This window comes from Streptomyces sp. NPDC028991 (assembly GCF_055564775.1).
This window is the reverse complement of sequence record NZ_JBVHVP010000001.1, coordinates 377,334-399,220: the sequence shown is the minus strand read 5'-3', so window position 1 is coordinate 399,220 and position 21,887 is coordinate 377,334. Positions and strand designations below refer to the sequence as shown.

Below are 21,887 nucleotides of genomic sequence, written 5' to 3'. Positions count from 1 at the left end.
TCACACCACCTCGTCCTCGTGCAGGCGGGCCCGCAGCGCCCGTACCGCCGTGTGCAGCCTGCTCTTGACCGTGCCCTCGGGGATGCCCAGTTCCTCGGCGATGCCGCGCACCGGCAGGTCGGCGTAGAACCGCAGGACGAGGACCTGGCGCTGGGCGTCGGGCAGCTCGTCCAGGCCCTGGGCGACGGCGAGGGAGAGCAGGCTGGTGTCCTCCCCCGAGGGGTGGTCGGACTGGCGCAGCGCGGCCAGACGCTCGCCGAGCCGGTCCTGGCGGCGCCTGGCCCGGTGCCAGTCCGCGGCCAGGTTGGAGGCGACGACCGCCGCCCACGCGGACACGTCGCGCGGCGCCTCTCGTCCGCTCGCCGTCCGCTCCAGCAACCGCAGGCGGACCTGCTGCACCCCGTCCGGCAGGTCCGCCTGCGGCACCCCGCCGAGCGCGAGCACCGCCCGCACCCTGCGTTCCTGAGCCGCGTCCAGCGGGTCGTCGCGTACGGCGTCCCGCTGGCCGCGGCGGGCCCTTCCGCGCAGCACAGCCATCCCTCCCCCAGCCACGTTTCCCCTATGACGCCGACGGAGCCGGAAACGTTCACCCGATCGACGGGGCCCTCGTACGAGGCGTACGTCACATCGTCGTGTGGGGTGGGAAGGGATGGGCAGGGGCCGGAACGGCACAGCTTGCGGCGCGGGGCCCGGCAGAGGTGAGTTTCTGCGGCTCAGCCCGGGTTTGCGCCGAAGGACCGCGACCGCTGTCCGATGCGCCGCGTCCCAGGGTGCGGGCGCGGGCGCAAAGAACTGGACAGGTGGGCCGGGCTTCGCCCCATGATGGAAAAGTCTCGGCCGAGCAAAGCGCGCGTGAGACACGCGCACAAACGGAGAAGGAGTCACCGTGAGGGTCGGAATCGTCGGAGCCACCGGTCAGGTCGGCACGGTCATGCGCAGGATCCTCACGGAGCGCGACTTCCCGGTCACCGAGCTGCGGCTGTTCGCCTCGGCCCGCAGCGCCGGCAAGGAGCTGGACGGTGTGACGGTGGAGGACGCGGCCACCGCCGACTACTCCGGCCTGGACATCGTGCTGTTCTCCGCGGGCGGCGCCACCTCCAAGGCGCTGGCCGAGAAGGTCGCCTCCCAGGGCCCGGTCGTGATCGACAACTCCTCCGCCTGGCGCCGCGACCCCGAGGTCCCGCTGGTGGTGTCCGAGGTGAACCCGCACGCGATCGCCGACCGGCCCAAGGGCATCATCGCCAACCCGAACTGCACCACGATGGCCGCGATGCCGGTGCTGCGTCCGCTGCACGCGGAGGCGGGCCTCGAAGCGCTGGTCGTCGCCACCTACCAGGCGGTGTCCGGTTCCGGTCTGGCGGGCGTGGACGAGCTGTTCGAGCAGGTCCAGAAGGTCGGCGCGGACGCGCCCAAGCTCACCCACGACGGCTCGGCGGTGGAGTTCCCGAAGCCGGACAAGTACGTGGCGCCGATCGCGTACAACGTGCTGCCGCTGGCCGGTTCCATCGTGGACGACGGCCTGCACGAGACGGACGAGGAGCAGAAGCTCCGCAACGAGTCCCGCAAGATCCTGGAGATCCCGGAGCTGAAGGTCTCCGGCACCTGCGTGCGGGTGCCCGTCTTCAGCGGCCACTCCCTCCAGATCAACGCCCGCTTCGCCCGCCCGATCAGCGTGGAGCGCGCCAAGGAGCTGCTGGCCGGTGCCCCCGGCGTCGCGCTCACCGAGGTGCCGACCCCGCTGGAGGCGGCCGGGCAGGACCCGTCGTACGTGGGCCGCCTCCGCCGGGACGAGACCGTGGACAACGGCCTCGCCCTCTTCGTCTCCAACGACAACCTGCGCAAGGGCGCGGCCCTGAACGCGGTGCAGATCGCGGAGCTGGTGGCGGCGGAGCTGAAGGGCTAGCGAAGGGTCAGCCTCTGCGGACCTCGTAGAGGAAGCAGCCGTACTCGACGGCCCGGACGTGGACGAACGCCACGGCCGGGTCGTCGAACGCTTCCCGGGGGGCGGCGGTGAACCCCTCGGGCCCGTCCCCCGCCCCGACCAGCCGCCCGCCGACGATGCGCCCCTCGGCGGAGTACCGGCGGAGCGTGCGGTGGGCGTTGGTGAAGGCCAGGCCGTTCCCGTCCGGCCCCGGGCACTCCTCGGCGTGGACGAAGACCGGCCCCTGCTCGTCGTAGGCGCCCGGGTCGGCGCCCGTCGCCGCGGCCCAGCGCCGCAGCGGGGCGTAGGAGACGAGCGCGATCCGCTCCCCCGGGCGGCTGCGGCGCAGGCAGCAGCGCAGGGGCGCGCCGCCCTCGTCGTCGGTGACCGGGACGGGCACCCGGCCCGCGTCGTCGGTGGCGCGCAGTTCCCCGAGAGCGGCCGGCGGGACGGGGCGTGCGATGTGGCTGTCCATGCGTCCAGGCTCGCGCCCGCCCGGCACGTCCACCGGCGGGAAATGGACATCGCGTTCCGTGCGGGCCACGTGGAAGGATGGCGCAACCCACACATAACGAGGAGATGACCGCGTGCCTGGCACAAACCTGACTCGCGAAGAGGCGCGGCAGCGGGCGACGCTGCTGACCGTTGACTCGTACGAGATCGATCTCGACCTCACCGGCGCGCAGGAGGGCGGCACCTACCGGTCCGTGACCACGGTGCGCTTCGACGTCGCCGAGGGCGGCGGCGAGTCCTTCATCGACCTGGTCGCGCCGACGGTCCACGAGGTGACGCTGAACGGCGACTCCCTCGACGCCGCCGAGGTGTTCCAGGACTCCCGCATCGCCCTGCCGGGGCTGCTGCCGGGGCGCAACATCCTGCGCGTGGTGGCCGACTGCGCGTACACCAACACCGGCGAGGGCCTGCACCGGTTCGTCGACCCGGTCGACGAGCAGGCCTACCTGTACACGCAGTTCGAGGTGCCGGACGCGCGCCGCGTCTTCGCGAGCTTCGAGCAGCCGGACCTCAAGGCGACCTTCCAGTTCACCGTGAAGGCACCCGAGGGCTGGACGGTCATCTCCAACTCGCCCACCCCCGAGCCCCAGGACAACGTCTGGGTGTTCGAGCCGACCCCGCGCATCTCGTCGTACATCACGGCGCTGATCGTCGGCCCCTACCACTCGGTGCACAGCGTCTACGAGAAGGACGGCCAGTCCGTCCCCCTCGGCATCTACTGCCGCCCCTCGCTCGCCGAGCACCTCGACTCCGACGCCATCTTCGACGTGACCCGGCAGGGCTTCGAGTGGTTCCAGGAGAAGTTCGACTACCAGTACCCGTTCAAGAAGTACGACCAGCTCTTCGTGCCCGAGTTCAACGCGGGTGCGATGGAGAACGCGGGCGCGGTGACCATCCGCGACCAGTACGTGTTCCGTTCGAAGGTGACGGACGCCGCGTACGAGGTGCGCGCCGCCACGATCCTGCACGAGCTGGCGCACATGTGGTTCGGCGACCTGGTCACCATGGAGTGGTGGAACGACCTGTGGCTGAACGAGTCGTTCGCCACCTACGCCGAGGCCGCCTGCCAGGCCGACGCGCCCGGCTCCAAGTGGCCGCACTCGTGGACCACGTTCGCCAACCAGATGAAGACCTGGGCGTACCGGCAGGACCAGCTGCCGTCCACGCACCCGATCATGGCGGACATCAGCGACCTGGACGACGTGCTCGTCAACTTCGACGGCATCACGTACGCCAAGGGCGCCTCGGTGCTCAAGCAGCTCGTCGCCTACGTCGGCCAGGACGCGTTCTTCCAGGGCGTGCAGGCGTACTTCAAGCGCCACGCGTTCGGCAACACGCGCCTGTCGGACCTGCTGGGCGCGCTGGAGGAGACCTCCGGCCGCGATCTGAAGACCTGGTCGAAGGCGTGGCTGGAGACGGCCGGCATCAACGTCCTGCGCCCGGAGATCGAGACGGACGCCGAGGGAGTCATCACGTCCTTCGCCATCCGCCAGGAGGCCCCGGCGCTTCCGGCCGGTGCGAAGGGCGAGCCGACGCTGCGCCCGCACCGCATCGCGATCGGCGCCTACGACCTCGACGCCGGCGGCAAGCTGGTGCGCGGTGAGCGCGTCGAGCTGGACGTGGACGGCGAACTGACGGCCGTGCCGCAGCTCGTCGGCAAGCGCCGCCCGGCGGTGGTGCTGCTCAACGACGACGACCTGTCGTACGCCAAGGTCCGCCTCGACGAGCAGTCGCTGGCCGTCGTCACCGAGCACCTGGGCGACTTCACGGAGTCGCTGCCGCGCGCGCTGTGCTGGGCGTCCGCCTGGGACATGACCCGGGACGCGGAACTGCCGACCCGGGACTACCTGTCGCTGGTGCTGTCCGGCATCGGCAAGGAGTCCGACATCGGCGTCGTGCAGTCGCTGCACCGCCAGGTGAAGCTGGCCATCGACCAGTACGCCGCCCCGACCGCCCGGGAGGCGCTGCTCACCCGCTGGACGGAGGCCACGCTGGCCCACCTGCGGGCCGCCGAGGCGGGCAGCGACCACCAGCTGGCGTGGGCGCGCGCGTTCGCGGCGACGGCGAGGACGCCGGAGCAGCTGGACCTGCTGGACGCCCTGCTGGACGGCACGCAGACGATCGAGGGCCTGGCCGTCGACACCGAGCTGCGCTGGGCGTTCGTGCATCGGCTGGCGGCCGTCGGCCGGTTCGGCGGCTCGGAGATCCAGAGCGAGTACGAGCGGGACAGGACGGCCGCCGGTGAGCGGCACGCCGCGACCGCGCGTGCCGCCCGCCCGACCGAGGCGGCCAAGGCGGAGGCCTGGGAGTCGGTCGTGGAGTCCGACAAGCTGCCGAACGCCGTGCAGGAGGCGGTCATCGCGGGCTTCGTCCAGACCGACCAGCGCGAGCTGCTGGCGTCGTACACGGAGCGGTACTTCGAGGCGCTCAAGGGCGTCTGGGAGTCCCGCTCGCACGAGATGGCCCAGCAGATCGCGGTCGGCCTGTACCCGGCGGTGCAGGTGTCCCAGGAGACGCTGGACCGCACGGACGCCTGGCTGGCCTCCGCCGAGCCGAACGCGGCCCTGCGGCGGCTGGTCTCGGAGTCCCGCTCGGGCGTCGAGCGGGCGCTGAGGGCGCAGGCGGCGGACGCGGCGGCGGCCGAATAGCCGAAAACCCCACCAGTACGCTCCCGGGGGCGCCCGCGCAGTGCGGGGCGCCCCCGGGAGCGTTCGGCGCGCCCGCACCGCCCCGCGTGCGCGCAGCGGCTGCCCCGGGTGGTTCAGGCGCGGGTGCCCGCCGCCGTGTGCAGGGACGTGAGGACGGTGCCGACGGCGGCTCCCTCTCCCGCTCCCCTGCGCACGGCCGCGACGACGTGCCGGACGGGGCGGTCGGCGTGCAGTTCGCGCATCACCACCCCGTCCCGCGGCACGGCCGCCATGCGCGGCACCAGGGCCACGCCCATGCCCGCCTCGACCATCGCGAGGATTGCCGTCCAGCCCGCCGCCGCGTGGGCCTGGTCGGGCCGGAACCCGGCCGCCTCGCAGGCCCCGCGCGTGATGTCGGACCAGGGCCCGCTGCCACCGAAGATCCACGGCTCGGCGGCGAGGTCGGCCAGCCGCAGCCCGTCCGCGCGGGCCAGCGGGTGGTCGCCGGGCAGCGCGACGTCCAGCGGGTCGGCGAGGAGCGGGACACGGGTGAAGCGCGGGTCCACGGCGCTCGGCGCCTGCGCGGCCAGCGACAGCGCGAGGTCCACCTCACCGGCGGCCAGCAGCTCGTACGCCTCCTGCGCCTCGGCCTCCCGCACCCGCACCGCGATCCGGGGGTGCGTCGCCCGCAGCGCGGTCACGGCCGGTACGACGAGGGCGGGCACGGCCGTGGAGAAGGCGCCGACCCGCACCTCGCCGGCCTCCCCGTGGACGTAGGCCGCCAACTCGGCGTCGGCGCGTTCCAGTTGCTCGAACACCGCCTCGGCGTGCCGCAGCACCAGCCGGGCCGCGTCGGTCAGCCGGACCCGTCTGCCCTGGGCCCGGAGCAACTCCACCCCGAGCTGTCTGGAGAGGTTCGTCAGCTGCTGGGAGACGGCGGACGGCGTCATGCGCAGCGCCTCGGCCGTCGCGGTCACCGTGCCCCGTTCCCGCAGCGTCCGCAGGATCTGCAGCTTGCGGATGTCCCAGTCGGCCATGGCGGCAACCTATCCGCGGGCGGCCCCCGTCACCGGCGCGGCCCCGCCCCCGTGGCCGCACCGAGGACGACGCCGCCGAGGATCAGTGCCATGCAGCCCGCCTGCGCCCAGCCGGTCGGCTCGGCGAGCAGCGCCCAGGACAGCAGGGCGACGCACACCGGCTGGAGGTAGTAGACGACCCCGGCGCGGGACGGGCCGATCAGGGAGATCGCCTTGTTCCAGGCGAAGAAGGCGATGGCGGACGAGGCGACACCGACGTAGAGGAGGGGCAGGACGGTGTCCGGGGTCGGGCTGAAGCCACCCTGGACGGCGAGGCTGACGCCCTGGGCGGGCAGCAGCAGGGCCGTGCCGAACAGGAAGGTGGTGAAGAGGAACCCCGCTCCGTCCAGACCGGCGGGCCTGCGGCGCAGCAGGGCGCTGTACGACCCGAAGCAGCAGGCGGCGGCGATCATCCACAGGTCGCCGGCCGAGAAGGACGCCCCGCCCGAGACCAGCAGGAGCACGCCCGCGCAGGCGACGAGCAGCCCGGCGACCCGGCGGGCGCCGAGCCGTACGCCGCCCGCCCGCTCGAAGACCGCCATCAGCACGGGGGACGCCGCCATGATCATGCCCATGGTGGCGGCGGGGGTGGTGACGCCGGCCTGGTTGACGAGAGTGTTGTAGACGGTCACGCCGAGCAGGGAGGCGAGGAGCACGAAGCCGAGGTGGCGCCGGATCAGCGCGCGTTGCCGCCAGGCCCGCCGGGCGCCGAAGGGGGCGACGGCCGCAAGGGCCACCACCCAGCGCCAGAACGCGTGCTGGACGGGCGGCACGCTGTCGCCGAGGGCCCGGGAGGTGACGAAGCTGCCGGACCAGACGAGGGTGGCGAGTACGGCGAGCCCGATACCGAGGGCGACGGGGGCGGGGGGAGTGTGAGCGGGGGTGTGAGCGGGGGTGGTGCTGGTCCGGGGGGCGGCTACGGCCACGGAGGTCCTTTCGGCAGGCGACGATCGCGGTGGAACTACCGTCGCAGCGCCGAACCCGTCAGGTCCATCGAATCTTTTCGACCGTTCTTTGAAGGAGAACTGAAAGGTACGGAGGGCTCGGCCGCCTTCGCGCGCTGCGCGAGCTGACCCGCGGCCGTCGCCCCGAACGCGAGCGCCATGCCCGCCAGTTGCACCGGCGTCAGCGCCTGTCCGAGCGCCGCCCAGCCGACGACGGCGGCGGTCAGCGGCGAGAGCGGGCCGAGGAAGGTGACCTGGGTGGCGGAGAGCCGGCCGATGCCGCGGAACCAGAGCCAGTACGCCACCGCCGTGTTGGCCAGCGCCAGGTAGAGGTAGCCGCCGATCGCCGGGCCGTCCAGCGCGGGCGGGGCCCCCTCGGCCAGGAGGGCGAGCGGTGCGATGAGCAGGCCGCCCGCGGTCAGCTGCCAGCCGGTGAGCGCGAGCGGGCCGACGCCGTCCGGGCGGCCCCACCGCTTGGCGAGGACGGTGCCGGCCGACATGGCGGCGGTGGACGCGAGGGCCGCCGACACGCCAAGCGCGTCCAGCGCCCCGGCCGCCCTCAGCACCACGAGGCTGACGCCGAACGCGGCGGCGACGCCGGTGAGCACGGATCGGGTGGTGGGCCGCTGCCCGAGCAGCAGCGCCGACAGCCCGACGACGAACAGCGGGCCGACCGAGCCGACCGCGGCGGCCATACCGCCCGGCAGCCGGTACGCGGCGAGGAACAGCAGCGGGAAGAAGGCCCCGATGTTCAGCGCGCCCAGCACCGCCGCCTTCCACCACCAGACGCCGCGCGGCAGCACCCGGGCGAGGGCGAGCAGCAGCAGGCCGGCGGGCAGCGCGCGCATCAGCCCGGTGAACAGGGGCCGGTCGGCCGGCAGGAACTCGGTGGTCACGGCGTAGGTGGTGCCCCAGGAGACGGGGGCGAGGGCGGTGAGCGCGATGAGGGCGGGGCGACCGGCGGCCATGGGGCTCCCTTTCGGGAAAGCGAAGGAGACTAAGCTCAGTGGTAAGTAGCTTAGCCCTAAGCAAGTTTCCGTCAACCTACTTTCTTGCGGCCGAGCGGAACCGGTTCGATACTCATGCCATGACTGAACGCCCCGAGCCGCGCAAGGACCCCGTCGACGCGATCGTCGACCAGTGGGCGGCGGTGCGGCCCGACCTGGACACGGCGGCCATGGAGGTGTTCGGCCGCGTCTTCCGGCTCGCCCGCGCGATGGGCGACCGGATGGAGAAGGCGTACGCGCGCTTCGGGATCTCCCGCGGGGAGTTCGACGCCCTGGCCACACTGCGCCGCTCCGGCGAGCCCTACACGCTCTCCCCCCGGCAGCTGTCGGCCACGCTGATGCTCACCACCGGCGGCATGACCGGCCGCCTCGACAAACTCGAACGGGCCGGACTGCTGCGCCGCTCCCCCGACCCGCACGATCGCCGGGGACTGCAGGTCACGCTCACCGACCGGGGACTGGAGCTGATCGACGAGGCGGTCGGCGCGGGCCTCGCCGCCCAGACGGAGGCGCTGTCCGTCCTCGACGACGAACGGGCCGCCCAACTGGCCGCTCTGCTGCGGGACCTGCTCGCCGGCACCGAGAAGTAGGCGGGAGCGGACGCGCCGAGGGCGCCGGTCCCCCTACGCGCACGCGCCGGCGTGCGTACACAGGGGGACCGGCGCCCTCGGTGAAGCTGAGGCGAGCCGTCAGGCCTTGGCGTCGGCCTTGGGCCGGGTCTTGATGTTGCGGGAGGTCACGCGGTGCTCCTCCTTGGACCTGTCCAGGACCATGACCAGGGCCGCGATGACCGCGAACAGCGCGATCGGGGCCACGACGTAGAGGCCCAGCGTCTCGACGACGCTCAGGCGCGGGCCGGGGTCGTCACCGTCGTCGCGGGTCAGCGCGAGCGCGGGGGACGACATGAGGAGCATCATCAGCGTCGTACCGGCTGCCAGGGCGCCGGCGCGCAGGGCGTTCTTCTTGTCCACGGTGCAAAGTTAGCGAACGGCCGGAGGGGCCGCGCGCCCGGGGTGCCGTACGGGGTCCGTGAGCGGCCTCCGGACCGGCCGCTCAGTCGCCGGCGCGGTCCCGTACGACGTCGATCAGGGCGTGCAGCCGGGGCGAGGCGGCCAGGTCCTCCAGGGTCACCGGTCGGCCTTCGGCGTCGGCGACGGGCAGGCGCCAGTTCGGGTACTGGTTCCAGGTACCGGGGATGTTCTGCGGCCGGCGGTCGCCGACGGCGTCCGGGAGCCAGACGCCGGCCATGCGGGCGGGGGTGCGCAGCAGGAAGCGGTGGACGGCCTGGATGCCGGCCTCCTCGGCGGGGGCACCGGTGTCACCGCCGGTGCCGTGCAGCAGACCGAGCCGCGCCAGTACGTCCAGCCATTCCGCCGTGTCCGCCGACGCCTCGGCCCGCTCCTCCTCCAGCGGACGGCCGAGCAGGCCGAGCCGGTCGCGCAGTTCGACGTGTTCGCCGGTGAGGCGGGCGGCGGTGGGCGGCAGGTCGTGGGTGGTGGCGGTGGCCAGGCAGTCGGCGCGCCAGCGTTCGGGCGGCAGGGGGCGGCCGTCGCCCGCCCAGTCGCGCTCGAACCACAGCACCGACGTGCCGAGCACCCCGCGTTCGCGCAGCGCCTCGCGCACGCCGGGTTCCACGGTGCCCAGATCCTCGCCGATCACCACGGCGCCGGCCCGGGTGGCCTCCAGGACGAGGACGGCGAGCATCGCCTCGGCGTCGTAGCGGACGTAGGTGCCCTCGGTGGGCGGGTGCCCCTCGGGGATCCACCAGAGCCGGAACAGGCCCATGACGTGGTCGACGCGCAGGGCCCCGGCGTAGCGGAACAGGCCCCGCAGCAGACGCCGGAAGGGCGCGTAGCCGGAGTCGGCCAGGCGGTCGGGGCGCCAGGGCGGCAGCCCCCAGTCCTGACCCCGGGCGTTGAAGGCGTCGGGCGGTGCGCCCACCGACATGCCGACCGCGAAGTACTCCTGCTGCGACCAGGAGTCGGCGCCCTGCGGATGCACGCCCACGGCGAGGTCGTGGACGATCCCGACCGGCATGCCCGCCTCGCGGGCGGTGCGCTGGGCGTCGGTGAGCTGGGTGTCGGCGAGCCAGGTGACGCGGGAGTGGAAGTCGACGCGGTCCATCAGCTCACCGCGGGCCCGGTCGGTGTCGGCCGAGCGGGGGTCGCGCAGGCCCTCGGGCCAGCTGCGCCAGTCGGAGCCGTGGACCTCGGCGAGCGCGCACCAGGTGGCGTGGTCCTCCAGGGCCGTGCCCTGTTCGGCGAGGTAGTCGCAGTAGGCGGCGCGGCGGCCGGGGCCGAGGGGGACCTCGCTAAGCAGTTCGAGGGCCTCGCGCTTGAGCTCCCACACGGCGTCCCGGTCGATCAGGGCACCCTTCTCCAGCACGGCCTCGCGCAGCCGTCCGGCCCGTTCCCGCAGGGCCCGGGCGCGTTCGTGGCCGGTGAGGTACGCGAACTCGGGCACGTCCTCGATCCGCAGGTGGACGGGGTCGGGGAAGCGGCGCGAGGAGGGCCGGTACGGGGAGGGGTCGGTGGGGGCGCCGGGAACGGCCGCGTGCAGCGGGTTGACCTGGACGAACCCGGCGCCGAGGGCACGCCCGGCCCAGGCGGCCAGTTCGCGGAGGTCGCCGAGGTCGCCCATGCCCCACGAGCGGTGGGAGAGGAGGGAGTAGAGCTGGACGAGCAGCCCGTAGGAGCGCCCCGCGGGGGCGGGCAGCCGGGCGGGCGCGACGATCAGGTGGGCCTGGGCACTGCGGCCGTCGGGCGCGGTGGCGGTCAGGTGGTGGACGCCGGGCGGCAGCCGCCCGGCGCCGTCCCGGGTCTCACCCTGCTCGGTGACGACGCGCAGCCGGGTGCCCTCGGGCAGTGCGGTCAGGGCGGCCGGTGTCGCGCCGTCGCTCCAGGCGACCACGGTGGGCGGCAGCAGGCGTTCGCGCAGCACGGACTCGCGGGCGGCGAGCGCGGCGCGTACGGCCTCCGGCGTGCCCGTCTCCACACCGAGGGCGGCCAGTGCCAGGGTGACGGCGGTGGCCGAGGCGGTGACGGTACGGTCCGGGGACGGGCTGTAGGAGGTGGCGACGCCGTGCAGGTCGGCGAGCCGGGTCAGTTCCTCGGGGAGGTCCTCGGTGGGTGGCTCGGCCGGCCGGGCTGCTGGCATCTGTGACCTCTACGACCTCGTGGGTTCCGGGACGGCGAAGGAGGGGCCGCCCTGCTCCGGCACGTCCGCCGTGAGTTCGGGCGAGGACTCGCTGGTCAGCGGTACGGCGTCGGCGAACGGCGACTCGCTGGTGAGGGGCTCGGCGTCGGGCAGCGGCGGTTCGCTGGTGAGCGGGGCCTCGGCGCAGCTGCCGGTGGCGCCGAAGACGCAGTAGTGCGGGGTGTCGGAGACGGCGGAGGGCTCCGCCCAGGGGGTGGACGGCTCCGCCACGGGTTTGGACGGGGCCGGGAGCAGAAGCGGTGCAAGTGCAGCCACGGGGGTCTCCTTCGTGAAGCTTTGTGGATCGTCGTCGAGCGTCGTCGGGCTCTGTCGAGCTTCGTCGACTTTCGCCGAGCACGCTTTTGGCGGGTTACGGCAGCCCTACCCAGTCCGCGCGAGGACAGACACCCCAGCACCCACATCGTGCTCCTGGTCACACTCCACCCCTGCGAACTCTCGTCGAATCCGGGCAAAACAGTCACCTAACCCGTTCGGCGATCACGCAAACCGGTCATGCGGGCGAGCGTCGTTGACACGTTCACCACACGGGTGGTGGGCTCACTCGTGACACAGACGTGACCCGGACGTGACCCAGGCGGCCGCGGACGCCGGGCGACGACCGGGAGGGCCCGTGCCCGTGCAGCCACGGCACAGGAGGAGGGCGGCCGCCCTCGCGATCGCCGTCCTGGCCGGAACACCGGGGCCCGCGGCTGCCCTGGCGACGGCACCCGCCGTGCTGGCCGGTCCCGGCCAGGGTGCGAGGGCGGATGCGGCGTCCCCCGGCCGGGAGACCACCGGCGACGTGAAGGTCTGGCCGCGCCCGCAGTCCCTGCGGGCGAACGGCGCCGCGGTGCCGGTCACCGACGACGTCGCACTGATCACCGACGCGGCGGCGGACCCGTACGCCGTCGAGGCGCTGCGCGCGCTGCTGCGGAAGGCGGGCGCGCGCCGGATCACGACCCCGGCGGCCGACGGGCGTCCGCCTGCGGGTGCGCTGGTGGTGCGCGCGACGACGGAGGAGTCCCAGAGCGGCTCCCGGCCGGGCCCGCCGTCGGGCGGCTCCCCGGACGGGCTGCCCTCGGGCGGATACCGCCTGAGCGTCGGCCGCGGCACCGTGACCCTCGCCGGGGCCGGCCCGGACGGGCTGTTCCACGCCGTGCAGACGCTGCGGCAGCTGGTGCGGCCGGACGACGGCACCCTGGCGGCGGTGGTGGTCCGGGACTGGCCCGGCACCGCCGCACGCGGTATCGCGGAGGGCTTCTACGGCACCCCCTGGACGCACCGGCAGCGCCTGGCTCAGCTGGACTTCCTGGGCCGCACGAAGCAGAACCGCTACCTCTACGCCCCCGGCGACGACCTCCACCGGCAGGCCCGCTGGCGCGAGCCGTACCCGGACGGGCAGCGGGCGCGCTTGCGGGAACTGGCCGAGCGGGCCCGCCGCAACCACGTCACTCTGGCCTGGGCGGTGTCACCGGGCCAGGCGATGTGCTTCTCCTCGGACACGGACGTACGGGCGCTGACGCGCAAACTGGACGGAATGCGGGAGCTGGGCTTCAGCGCCTTCCAGCTGCAGTTCCAGGACGTCAGCTACAGCGAGTGGCACTGCGACGCGGACGCGGAGCGGTTCGGGTCGGGAGCCGAGGCGGCGGCACGGGCGCAGGCCCACGTGGCGAACGCGGTGGCCGCGCACCTCGCCGAGCACCACCCGGACGGCACCCCCGAGCTGACGGTGATGCCGACCGAGTACTACCAGGACGGGACGACCCCCTACCGCCGTGCGCTGGCCGGCGCCCTGGACGAGCGGGTCCGGGTGGCGTGGACCGGCGTGGGCGTGGTGCCCCGGACCATCACGGGGCGCGAACTGGGCGAGACCCGCGAGGCGTTCGCGCACCCGCTGGTCACCGTGGACAACTACCCGGTCAACGACTACGCCCCCGGCCGTCTCTTCCTGGGCCCCTACCAGGGCCGTGAACCGGCGGTGGCGACCGGTTCGGCGGCGCTGCTCGCCAACGCGATGGAACAGCCGACGGCGTCCCGCATCCCCCTCTTCACCAGCGCCGACTACGCCTGGAACCCGCGCGCCTATCGCCCCGAGGAGTCCTGGCGGGCCGCGATCGACGATCTCGCCGCCGGCGACGGCCGCCTCGAGGAGGCGCTCACGGCGCTCGCCGGCAACGATGCGTCCTCGGTCCTCGGCACCGAGGAGTCGGCGTACCTGCGGCCGCTGATCGAGGCGCTGTGGGACGAGCGCCCGACGGGCGGCGACACGGCGGCGGAGCGGCTGCGCGCGGAGTTCGGAGTACTGCGCGAGCTGCCGGACCGGCTCGGCGGCGACGGGCGCGCCACCGGCCTCGCCGCCGAGGTCGCCCCCTGGTCCGAGCAGCTGTCCCGCTACGGCGAGGCGGGGACGGCCGCGCTCGACATGCTGCGCGCCCAGCGCACCCGTGACCCGGCGGCGGCCTGGACGGCGTACCGGGACCTCGGTGCGCTGCGCGAACGGCTGGGGTCGGCCCGGGTGACGGTCGGTGACGGCGTGCTGGAGCCCTTCCTGCGGCGGGCGCAGCAGGCGTACGAGGCGTGGGCGGGCCTGGACCACGAGCCTGCCGGGCGCACCGGCGGTGCGGACGACGGCCGTACGCTGCGCTTTCCGCGCACCCGCTCCCTGGCGGCGGTGACGGTACTGGCGGAGCCCGGCACGCGCGGGGACGTGGAGATCCGGGTCCCCGGCGGTGACTGGCGGCGGATCGGTGCGCTGGACGCCAGCGGCGCCACGGAACTGACCGTGCGGCGCGACGCCGGAGCGGTCCGCGTCACCGGCCCGGACGCCTCCCGGGTACGGCATCTGGTGCCGTGGTTCGACGACACGGTCGACGCGTCGCTGGAACTGCCGGACGGGAAGGCGGACGCGGAGCAGGACACCGGGGCCGACGCGGAGACGGACCCGACGGCGCATGCGAGGGGGGACGCGGCGACGGACGGGGAGATCGGCGGCACCGAGCGGCTGACGGCCCGGCTCGGCTCCCTGCGGCCGGCGGACGTCCGCGGCACCCTCACGGCGAAGGCGCCGGAGGGCGTGGCGGTCCGCGTCCCCGAGGACCCGCTGACCCTGCCCCGCGGCCAGGAGGTGGCGGTCCCGGTGGAGGTGGAGCTGGCGCCGGACGCCCCGGCCGGGTCGTACGAGGTCCGGCTCGCGTTCGGCGGCACGACCCGCACCCTCACCGTCCACGCCTTCCCGCGCACCGGTGGCCCCGACCTGGCCCGCTCCGGCACGGCACGCTCCTCGGCCGACGAGACGCCGGACTTCCCGGCGTCGGCGGCGATCGACGGCGACCCCGCGACGCGCTGGTCGTCCCCGGTCGACGACGGCGCGTGGTGGCAGGTGGAGCTGGCACGGCCGGTGCGGCTCGGGCAGGTCGTGCTGCGCTGGCAGGACGCGTACCCGTCCGCGTACCGCGTCCAGGTCTCGGCGGACGGCCGCCACTGGCGTACGGCGGCGTCGGTGCGGGACGGGCGGGGCGGCCGGGAGGCGCTCCGGATGGACGAGAAGGACGTGCGGTACGTGCGCGTGCGGGGCGAGAAGCGGGCCACGCGGTACGGGTACTCGCTCTGGTCGGTGGAGGCGTACGCGGTCGCGGAGTGAACGACCGCGTAGGCCTCTTCGGCGGTGCGTTCCCCCGTCCGGCCACCACCCGGCCACCACCCGGCTATTCACTCAGTACATGTACTTGGTGAATACTGGTCGCCATGAGCACCCGTCACATCCTGCTGGGGCTGCTCGCCTCGGGGCCGAGCCATGGCTACGACCTGAAGCGGCGCCACGACGAACGCTTCCCCCAGGCCCGTCCGCTGGCCTACGGACAGGTCTACACGACCCTGCAACGCCTGGTCCGCGACGGTCTCGCGGAGGTCGACGGCACCGCGTCGGACGGCGGCCCGGAGCGGACCGCGTACCGCGCGACGGACGAGGGCGCGCGCGAACTGGCGCGGTGGGCGGGCGAGATCACACCGCCCGCGCCGTTCGTGACGAACGAGATCTTCGCCAAGGTCGTCGTCTCGATCCTCACCGGCGGTGACGCGGGCGCCCATCTGCTGGCCCAGCGCGCCGCCCACATGGGGCGGATGCGGGAGCTCACGGCGGTCAAGACGGCCCCGGGCACGGACCTGACGACCGTGCTCTCGGCCGACTACGCCCTCAACCACCTGGACGCCGACCTCCGTTGGATGACCACCACGGCGGCCCGGCTCACCACCCTGACCGCGGAGGTCCGCACGGCATGAGCAACGGGGAAACGAACGGAACCACGGCGGGGCCGCTGCTCGCGGCCCGCGACCTGGTGAAGTCCCACGGCAGGACGGACGCCCTGCGCGGCGCCTCGGTCGAACTGCGGGCCGGCGAGATCCTCGCCGTCACCGGGGCCAGCGGCAGCGGGAAGTCGACGCTCCTGCACTGCCTGGCCGGCATCGTGCGGCCGGACGCCGGGTCGGTGACGTACGGCGCGGAGCGGCTGGACCGGCTGCCGGAGAAGCGGCTGAGCGAGCTGCGGCGCACCGACTTCGGGGTGGTCTTCCAGTTCGGGCAGCTGATCCCGGAGCTGACGGCGCTGGACAACGTGGCGCTGCCGCTGATGCTGGCCGGTACCGGCCGCACCGAGGCGCGGGCGCGGGCCGGGGAGTGGCTGGAGAGATTCGGGGTGCGCGGGCAGGAGGAGCTGCGGCCGGGTGAGATGAGCGGCGGGCAGGCGCAGCGGGCGGCGCTGGCCCGCGCGCTGGTCACCGGGCCGAAGGCGGTGTTCGCGGACGAGCCGACCGGGGCGCTGGACTCGCTGGCGAGCGAGCAGGTGATGACGGCGTTGGCGCACACGGCCCGGGAATCGGGCACGGCGGTGCTGCTGGTCACGCACGACGCCCAGGTGGCGGCGTACGCGGACCGCGAGGTCCAGCTGCGGGACGGTGCCGTGACGCCACTGGAGGTGACGGCGTGAGCACGGTCGTTTCGGACGTCCGGCTGGCCCGGCAGCTCGTGCGCGGGTCGGACCGGCGGGAGTGGTGGCGGATCATGCTGACGGCGGCGGGCGCGGCCCTCGCGACGGGCTTCGCGCTGGCGGCGGTCACGCTTGCGTCCCTGCGGGGAGGCGTGCGCGTCTCCGTCGGCCACGGCCTGCTGGATCAGCCCGGTACCCGGGCCGGGGTGATCGTCAGTCTGCTGCTGTTGCTGGTGCCGGTGCTGGGCTTCCTCGGCCAGTGCGCCCGGATCGGCGCCGTGCACCGCGACCGACGGCTGGCCGGGCTGCGGCTGGCCGGGGCGACGCCCTGGCAGGTGCGGCGGATCGCGGCGCTGGAGACCGGGCTCGCGTGTCTGGCGGGTTCGGCGGTGGTGACCGTCTTCTCGGTGCTGCTCCTGTTGCGGGTGTGGAGCCGGCCGACCGCGCTGACCTGGGCGGGCATCGCACTGGTCGCCGTCGGCGTGCCGGTGCTGGGCGCGGTGGCGGGGGCGCTGGCGCTGCGCCGGGTGGTGGTGTCGCCGCTGGGCTGGGTACGCCGGGCGCGCCCGACGACGGGCCGTGGCCCGGGGCTCCTCTTCCTTGCCGCGCTCCTGCTGGTGGCGGTGATGGCGCCGCTCGCCGTGACCACGACCGGCGCCGGTTCGGGCGGGCGGGACCACCGGCAGGGCCCGCTGACCGTCTTCGCCCTGGTCATCGCGGTCGGCGCCGGAGCGGTGTGGCTGTCCGGGGCGACCGCGCGGCTGACCGGACGGCTGCTCGCCGGCCGGGCCCGGAGCGCGGCGCCGCTGATCGCGGCGGAACGGCTGCGCGCCGACCCGTGGGCCCCGGCCCGCACGCACGCCGCGGTACTGCTCGTGACGGTCGCCGGTACGGCCTTCCTGTGCGTCCGGCACGCGATGCTCATCGAGCTGCGCTCCCGGGAGCAGCACCTCGGCGCCGACCTGGACTACTACACCACCGGCCTCGGCCTGGCCGGCGCCGCCGTCCTCGTCGCCCTCGCGATCACCCTTTCCGGCCTCGCCGTGGGCACCGCCGAGTCCCTGACCACCCGCCGCCGGGCCCTGGCCGCCCAGGTCGCGGCGGGGGTGCCGCGTACGGTCCTGAACCGGGCCCTGCTGCTGGAAACCGCCGTCCCGCTGGCGCCCGCCCTGCTGCTGGCCGGTGCCGGAGGCCTGACGGTCGGCGTCTGGTACTCCGCGCTCAGCAGCGACGGCTCGATTCCGTGGGCAGCCCTGCTGGTCGCACCCGCCGTGTACGCGTCGTGCCTGCTGGCGGCGGCGACGGCACTACCGCTGCTGGGTCGCTCGGTACGGCCGGGGGAGCTGCGGTACGCGTGACGGCGCCCGGTTCCGAAAAGCGTGAGCAGTTGGTGGGAAAGTGTCATGCGGGCGCTCGGATGAGCGGGGTGAGGACAGTGGGGGTGGGAGTGTTCACGGTTTGGGGGCGGTGGGTGGGGTGAGGGAGGTCGTGAACTGCCGCCAGGCTTCCGGCCCGAGGTGGAGTATCGGGCCATCGCCGGGGGCAACTTTGGAGTCACGAACGCCCACAGTCTCCGCCACGTTGAGGGCGACCTCGACGCATTCACCAGAGGTGTTGCTATAGCTGGACTTCACGAAGTCGAATTCGTACACCGGTCAAATCTCCTGTCGGATGGCCTCGATGAGGCGAGTGGAGTCACGCTGAGCAAGGCCCCGTCGGGCCGTGCGATCGAAGAGGTCGCCGTACTCGCTGCTCGCCGCTTCGTTCTCCACCCACACGCTGGACGCGATGGTGTCGGCCTGGACCACATCCACCGCCTCGGTTTCATTGAACGACAAGATCGTGAACGGACCCGTGATACAGGGGTGACCCCCAGCATGGAACGGTAGGACTTGAAGGCGGACATTCTCCAGCTCGGCGACTTCCAGGAGCCGTTCGAGCTGTCCTCGCATCGTCGCAGACCCGCCGATCAACTGCCGCAACGCCGCCTCCCAGACGACGGCATACACCTCAAGCGGGCGCTCACCCACCAAACGATCCTGCCGACGCATCCGGATGTCGACGATCCGCTCGATCTCCGCAGGGTCCTCCCAGGAGCCGACGCCTTCACTGACCGCCAGCGACCGCGCGTATTCAGGGGTCTGGAAAAGACCCGGCACAAGCGAGAGCTGCCATGTGCGTACGCGGCTGGCAGCGTCTTCCATGGCGAGGTACTCGGTCAGCGCGCCAGGGTGCGGGGAGTCCTGCCACCACCCCTTCGCCTTGCGCCTCTCACGGTCCAGCCCGGCCAGTTCCAGTAGCTGGGCCACGGCTGTCCGGTCGGCCCCATAGAACTCGCACAGCGCCCGGATATCCGGATCACGCATCGGCACCCAGCCGCGCTCCATCTTGACGATCTTCGAGTTGGTCGCGCTGATGACCTCGGCTGCCTGCTGCTGGGTCTTGGCCGCAGCGTCCCGCAAGCGCAGGAGTTCACCACCGAGCCTGCGCCCGAGCACAGTTGACGTCCGATTCCCGAGTTGCGTGGTTCGAGTCACTCCCACATGGTGCCGGACTCGAAGCCATGGAGACGTCACGGAGACAAATGTCTCCGAACCAGTTGCACCTACGACACACGGGCCACTACGTTCAGTATCCAGCCGCTCACTCTGTGGCCCGCTCCGGGCGGAAGTGCACCGCCCTGCCATCACGGCGGTGCGGCAGAGCCACCGCCCCCAATCAGGAGGCACCTCTCCATGACAGAACCCGTGCCCTTGCCCGTGCCGCTCCTCCACGAGGACCGCCTCGACTACACCCCCACCCAGCGCAGCGTCCCCCTCGCCCGGCGCCGGACCGCGCGGCTCGTGGCCGAGTGGGGGCAGCCGGGCCTCGCCGGGGACATCGCCCTCGTCGTCTCTGAACTGATGACCAACGCCCTGCTGCACGGCAGCCTCCGGGGCCGGCTCATCCGCGTACGCGTCACCCACAGTCACCGCACCCTGCGGGTCGAGGTCAGTGACCCACGGGGTGAGCGGCTGCCGAGCCCGCGCCCGGCCGGGGGCGTCGACGAGCAGTTCGGGCGGGGACTGCAACTGGTCGGGGCGCTGGCCGACCGGTGGGGCTGGGAGCCGCGGACCGTCGGCAAGACCGTGTACGCCGAGTGGGACATCCCCACGCCCACCGGAGCGGTGGCAGCCCGTTTCGAGGAACGCGCCCGTCACGCCGCCCGGACCAGGGAAGGCGCACAACTGGAACCATCAACGATCGCCCGGGCGAGAAGGCGTGGCCGGACGGAACCCGGGGGCGCGTCATCCAGTGGCTCACGCGTGTCTGCCTGTCACAGCGCCCTGCACGGTGGCTCGCTTCCCCACAGGGCCTGGCCGTCGGCGCCCACCGCGAGGGCCGTGCCCGCCCCGACGGCTCGCCGCCCCCCTCCCCCCAGCCACGCCGGCGCCGGCGCCGGCGAACGGACGACGCCACTCCCGTCCTCATGGTCGTCGAGGTCACCTCGTGCGACTCGGACACCGAGCCGCTGAAGAACCGGGTGCGCCGACCCACCGCCCGGCCCCCCGGCATGCGGAGACCCGGACCGTCAGGCTGAAATGCCGTCGATCCGGGCCATCGCGTCCTCCGCGCCGTACGGCTGCAAGTACGGCAGCCAGCGCGGGTCCCGGTGGCCCGTGCCGATGATGCGCCAGGCCAGACCGGTGGGCGGGGCGGGTTTGTGGCGCAGGCGCCAGCCGATCTCGCCGAGGTGCCGGTCGGCCTTGACGTGGTTGCAGCGGCGGCAGGACGCCACGACGTTGTCCCACGCGTGCAGGCCCCCGCGACTGCGCGGGACGACATGGTCGACGCTGGTGGCGACGGCGCCGCAGTACATGCAGCGGCCCCCGTCGCGCGCGAAGAGCGCCCGCCTGGTGAGCGGGACGGGCCCCCGGTAGGGAACGCGCACGAATCGCTTGAGCCGGACCACGCTGGGTGCGGGCACGGTGACGGTCGCACTGTGCAGGTAGGCGCCGGACTCCTCAAGGCATACGGCCTTGTTCTCGAGAACGAGGACGAGCGCGCGGCGGAGCGGTACGACGCCGAGTGGCTCGTACGACGCGTTGAGAACCAGGACATGCGGCACGGATGCCTCCTTGTACGCCGGCGGCGCGTGGCTCGCGCCGGGACGATCCGTAGTCAGTCTCCCCTCATGGCTGGTGGAAGCGCCACCATGTCCCGGTAACGGGCTGGGAGTGTTTTCGACCACACGGGCCGCGTCCCCGCGACCGTGACCAGTTCAGGCGCGGGTGAGTACCGTCTCTCCCGCCCTTTTCGGGCCGGTCCGTGTCCGGTGCCCCGTTAGTGTGGTGCATCTGCCCGTCCGGTGACCTTTCCGTGACCTTGGACCGGACCTTCGGCCGGACCCGTGAGGACGGGCCGCCGCACCTGGAGGTATCCGCCGTGTCCCTGTCAGCCGCCGTCCTGCCGGCCGCCGGTTCGTCGCCTTCCCCGTCGCCGTCCCCGACGGCCCCGGCGGTGCCCTCGCTCCAGGACGCCCAGAAGAGCGCGACGAACGCCGCCGGGTGGGTCGAGGAGAACTGGTCGACGTGGCTCGCGATCGGGCTGCGGGTGCTGCTCATCGTGGTGATAGCGGTAGTGCTCCGGGCGGTGGTGCGGCGGTCGATCACCAAGCTGGTGGACCGGATGAACCGCAGGGCCGGGACAGGCGCCAGCACCGCGCTGAGCGGCCTGCTGGTCAACGCCGAGCGGCGCCGTCAGCGCTCGGAGGCCATCGGCTCCGTACTGCGCTCGGTGGCCAGCTTCCTCGTCCTCGGCACCGCGGGCCTGATGGTGCTCGGCACCTTCCAGATCAACCTGGCCCCGCTGCTCGCGTCCGCCGGTGTCGCCGGCGTGGCGATCGGCTTCGGCGCCCGCAACCTGGTCACCGACTTCCTCTCCGGCGTCTTCATGATCCTGGAGGACCAGTACGGCGTCGGTGACAGCATCGACGCGGGCGTGGCCTCCGGCGAGGTCATCGAGGTCGGGCTGCGGGTGACCAAGCTGCGCGGCGACAACGGCGAGATCTGGTACGTCCGCAACGGCGAGGTCAAGCGGATCGGCAACCTCTCCCAGGGCTGGTCGACGGCCGGCGTGGACGTCACCGTCCGCTCCGACGAGGACCTGGACAGGGTGAAGGAGACCATCGCCGCCGTCGGCGAGCGGATGAGCAAGGAAGAGCCCTGGAACGAGATGCTCTGGGGCCCCATCGAGGTGCTCGGCCTGGACTCCGTACTGCTGGACTCCATGGTGGTGCGGGTGTCCGCGAAGACCATGCCCGGCAAGTCCCTCACCGTCGAGCGCGAGCTGCGCTGGCGCGTCAAGCGGGCCTTCGACGCGGCCGACATCCAGATCGTCGGCGGTCCGGAGCTGCCGGGTCAGGCGGGCGCGGCCCCCGACCCGACGGCCGGCGTCGCGGCTCCGTCGGCGTACGCGAGCACCGTGTCGCCGCAGTCCATCGCGGCGTCCCCGATCCCCCCGACGAGCACCACCAAGTAGCGGGCCCCGCGCTCGCGCCGCCCCCGAGGTGACGACCGCGTCGCCTCGGGGGCGGACGGTCTCTTGACGCCCCCGACCCGGCGGCCCTACGTTTCTCAGCCA

At 73.5% G+C, this 21,887-nt stretch carries 20 protein-coding genes; 9 read left to right on the top strand and 11 right to left on the bottom strand.

Annotated elements, in window-relative coordinates:
• A complete protein-coding gene (locus tag ACZ4V1_RS01760; RefSeq protein ID WP_468328050.1) occupies positions 1 to 537 on the bottom strand; it encodes an RNA polymerase sigma factor in 537 nt (178 codons plus the stop codon).
• Positions 538 to 886: 349 nt separating this feature from the next.
• Between ACZ4V1_RS01760 and ACZ4V1_RS01755 the strand changes: the two genes are divergently transcribed.
• Positions 887 to 1,903, top strand: a complete 1,017-nt coding sequence (locus ACZ4V1_RS01755) for an aspartate-semialdehyde dehydrogenase (RefSeq protein WP_468328048.1) — start codon at positions 887 to 889, stop codon at positions 1,901 to 1,903.
• A gap of 7 nt (positions 1,904 to 1,910) precedes the next feature.
• Here ACZ4V1_RS01755 and ACZ4V1_RS01750 read toward each other — a convergent pair whose 3' ends face one another.
• On the bottom strand, positions 1,911 to 2,396 hold the full coding sequence (locus ACZ4V1_RS01750; RefSeq protein WP_468328046.1) for a DUF1203 domain-containing protein: 486 nt from the start codon (positions 2,394 to 2,396) through the stop codon (positions 1,911 to 1,913).
• A 112-nt stretch (positions 2,397 to 2,508) separates the two neighbouring features.
• Between ACZ4V1_RS01750 and pepN the strand changes: the two genes are divergently transcribed.
• Positions 2,509 to 5,082 carry an aminopeptidase N gene (pepN, locus tag ACZ4V1_RS01745; RefSeq protein ID WP_468328044.1) on the top strand — a complete coding sequence of 858 codons (2,574 nt, stop codon included), beginning with the start codon at positions 2,509 to 2,511 and terminating at the stop codon, positions 5,080 to 5,082.
• 113 nt (positions 5,083 to 5,195) lie between these two features.
• Here pepN and ACZ4V1_RS01740 read toward each other — a convergent pair whose 3' ends face one another.
• From ACZ4V1_RS01740 to ACZ4V1_RS01730, 3 genes are read right to left on the bottom strand one after another with little or no spacing between them, the layout of a single operon-like run.
• Positions 5,196 to 6,098: a LysR family transcriptional regulator gene (locus ACZ4V1_RS01740; protein ID WP_468328042.1), complete on the bottom strand. Its 903-nt coding sequence runs from the start codon at positions 6,096 to 6,098 to the stop codon at positions 5,196 to 5,198.
• A gap of 29 nt (positions 6,099 to 6,127) precedes the next feature.
• Positions 6,128 to 7,063, bottom strand: a complete 936-nt coding sequence (locus ACZ4V1_RS01735) for a DMT family transporter (protein WP_468328040.1) — start codon at positions 7,061 to 7,063, stop codon at positions 6,128 to 6,130.
• 35 nt (positions 7,064 to 7,098) lie between these two features.
• Positions 7,099 to 8,049, bottom strand: coding sequence for an EamA family transporter (locus tag ACZ4V1_RS01730; RefSeq protein WP_468328038.1), 951 nt, complete (start codon positions 8,047 to 8,049; stop codon positions 7,099 to 7,101).
• 119 nt (positions 8,050 to 8,168) lie between these two features.
• On the opposite strand from ACZ4V1_RS01730, the gene ACZ4V1_RS01725 reads away from it, so the two are divergent.
• Positions 8,169 to 8,678 carry a MarR family winged helix-turn-helix transcriptional regulator gene (locus ACZ4V1_RS01725; protein ID WP_468328036.1) on the top strand — a complete coding sequence of 170 codons (510 nt, stop codon included), beginning with the start codon at positions 8,169 to 8,171 and terminating at the stop codon, positions 8,676 to 8,678.
• 99 nt (positions 8,679 to 8,777) lie between these two features.
• Here the strand turns inward: ACZ4V1_RS01725 and ACZ4V1_RS01720 are convergent, their stop codons facing one another.
• The 3 genes from ACZ4V1_RS01720 to ACZ4V1_RS01710 form a co-directional block, all read right to left on the bottom strand.
• Positions 8,778 to 9,059, bottom strand: a complete 282-nt coding sequence (locus tag ACZ4V1_RS01720; protein ID WP_468328034.1) for a hypothetical protein — start codon at positions 9,057 to 9,059, stop codon at positions 8,778 to 8,780.
• Positions 9,060 to 9,141: 82 nt separating this feature from the next.
• Positions 9,142 to 11,244 (bottom strand): 4-alpha-glucanotransferase, encoded by a 2,103-nt coding sequence (malQ, locus tag ACZ4V1_RS01715; RefSeq protein ID WP_468328032.1) that lies wholly within the window; start codon positions 11,242 to 11,244, stop codon positions 9,142 to 9,144.
• Positions 11,245 to 11,253: 9 nt separating this feature from the next.
• Positions 11,254 to 11,559 (bottom strand): hypothetical protein, encoded by a 306-nt coding sequence (locus ACZ4V1_RS01710; RefSeq protein ID WP_468328030.1) that lies wholly within the window; start codon positions 11,557 to 11,559, stop codon positions 11,254 to 11,256.
• 361 nt (positions 11,560 to 11,920) lie between these two features.
• On the opposite strand from ACZ4V1_RS01710, the gene ACZ4V1_RS01705 reads away from it, so the two are divergent.
• From ACZ4V1_RS01705 to ACZ4V1_RS01690, 4 genes are all read left to right on the top strand, one after another.
• Complete coding sequence (locus tag ACZ4V1_RS01705; RefSeq protein ID WP_468328909.1) at positions 11,921 to 14,923, top strand: beta-N-acetylglucosaminidase domain-containing protein; 3,003 nt, start codon at positions 11,921 to 11,923, stop codon at positions 14,921 to 14,923.
• A gap of 104 nt (positions 14,924 to 15,027) precedes the next feature.
• Positions 15,028 to 15,561: a PadR family transcriptional regulator gene (locus ACZ4V1_RS01700; protein ID WP_468328028.1), complete on the top strand. Its 534-nt coding sequence runs from the start codon at positions 15,028 to 15,030 to the stop codon at positions 15,559 to 15,561.
• The gene (locus tag ACZ4V1_RS01695; protein WP_468328026.1) at positions 15,558 to 16,265 is read left to right on the top strand and encodes an ABC transporter ATP-binding protein; all 708 of its coding nucleotides are present in this window, start codon (positions 15,558 to 15,560) and stop codon (positions 16,263 to 16,265) included. Before ACZ4V1_RS01700 ends, ACZ4V1_RS01695 begins: the two co-directional genes overlap by 4 nt.
• The gene (locus ACZ4V1_RS01690) at positions 16,262 to 17,623 is read left to right on the top strand and encodes an ABC transporter permease (protein WP_468328024.1); all 1,362 of its coding nucleotides are present in this window, start codon (positions 16,262 to 16,264) and stop codon (positions 17,621 to 17,623) included. The genes ACZ4V1_RS01695 and ACZ4V1_RS01690 overlap by 4 nt, the downstream gene beginning before the upstream one ends.
• 93 nt (positions 17,624 to 17,716) lie before the next feature.
• Here ACZ4V1_RS01690 and ACZ4V1_RS01685 read toward each other — a convergent pair whose 3' ends face one another.
• Both ACZ4V1_RS01685 and ACZ4V1_RS01680 read right to left on the bottom strand, forming a co-directional pair.
• Entirely contained in the window at positions 17,717 to 17,917 is a 201-nt protein-coding gene (locus ACZ4V1_RS01685; RefSeq protein WP_468328022.1) for a DUF397 domain-containing protein, read from the bottom strand.
• A gap of 3 nt (positions 17,918 to 17,920) precedes the next feature.
• Positions 17,921 to 18,802 (bottom strand): DUF5753 domain-containing protein, encoded by an 882-nt coding sequence (locus ACZ4V1_RS01680; RefSeq protein ID WP_468328020.1) that lies wholly within the window; start codon positions 18,800 to 18,802, stop codon positions 17,921 to 17,923.
• Positions 18,803 to 19,000: 198 nt separating this feature from the next.
• On the opposite strand from ACZ4V1_RS01680, the gene ACZ4V1_RS01675 reads away from it, so the two are divergent.
• Positions 19,001 to 19,780 (top strand): ATP-binding protein, encoded by a 780-nt coding sequence (locus ACZ4V1_RS01675; RefSeq protein WP_468328018.1) that lies wholly within the window; start codon positions 19,001 to 19,003, stop codon positions 19,778 to 19,780.
• 56 nt (positions 19,781 to 19,836) lie between these two features.
• Here the strand turns inward: ACZ4V1_RS01675 and ACZ4V1_RS01670 are convergent, their stop codons facing one another.
• Positions 19,837 to 20,373 carry an HNH endonuclease gene (locus ACZ4V1_RS01670; protein WP_210962055.1) on the bottom strand — a complete coding sequence of 179 codons (537 nt, stop codon included), beginning with the start codon at positions 20,371 to 20,373 and terminating at the stop codon, positions 19,837 to 19,839.
• Positions 20,374 to 20,690: 317 nt separating this feature from the next.
• Between ACZ4V1_RS01670 and ACZ4V1_RS01665 the strand changes: the two genes are divergently transcribed.
• Positions 20,691 to 21,785, top strand: a complete 1,095-nt coding sequence (locus ACZ4V1_RS01665) for a mechanosensitive ion channel family protein (protein WP_468328016.1) — start codon at positions 20,691 to 20,693, stop codon at positions 21,783 to 21,785.
• The last annotated feature ends 102 nt before the right edge of the window (positions 21,786 to 21,887 follow it).